The 477-nt window shown below is 86.8% G+C and carries 1 pseudogene; it reads right to left on the bottom strand.

The window, feature by feature from the left end:
* Positions 1-183: 183 nt before the first annotated feature.
* Positions 184-477, bottom strand: a pseudogene (locus PUR71_RS00180) (hypothetical protein); the annotation flags it as partial.

The raw sequence follows: 477 nt of genomic DNA, 5'->3' as shown, positions 1-477 counted from the left end.
GTTGGTGGTGGTTGGCTGGCCGGGCGGCGTCCGGCTCGCCCCGGCCGCGCGCGGGGGCGGGGCGGCCCGCCGCGAACGGCGGGCCGGGCCCCCGCCCGCCGAGCGCGCCGGGGCGTGCCGAGGTGGGCGTGGGGCCTGGGCGCGGCACGCGGCCCTGGTACCCCCGGAGACCGGCCAGGCCGGCTACTTGCCCATGCCCTGGCCGCGGTCGCGCGGGTCGTCGTAGCCGCGCGGGCGCGGGGCCGGCGGCGGCGTCGGCGGCCGGGGCGTCGTCTTCTGCGGCGCCGGGCGCCGGGGCGGGGGCGAGCGGCTGCGGGCCGCCCCGGCGCGCCGCCGCTGCTCGGGCTCGGCGCGGGCCCGGTCGGGCGCAGCGGTCCCGCTTGGCGGCAGCCTGCCCCGGGGCGCGACCTCCCCCGCGCCGGGGGCGCGCGCCAGGCGGGCGCCCCCGCCGGCGCCGCGGGCCTGCTGCACCACGAT

Origin of the sequence: Streptomyces sp. SP17BM10 (genome assembly GCF_036322405.1) — a bacterium.
Lineage (GTDB): Bacteria > Actinomycetota > Actinomycetes > Streptomycetales > Streptomycetaceae > Kitasatospora.
The sequence above is the reverse complement of the archived record's forward strand: the minus strand, read 5'-3'. Positions and strand labels throughout refer to the sequence as shown.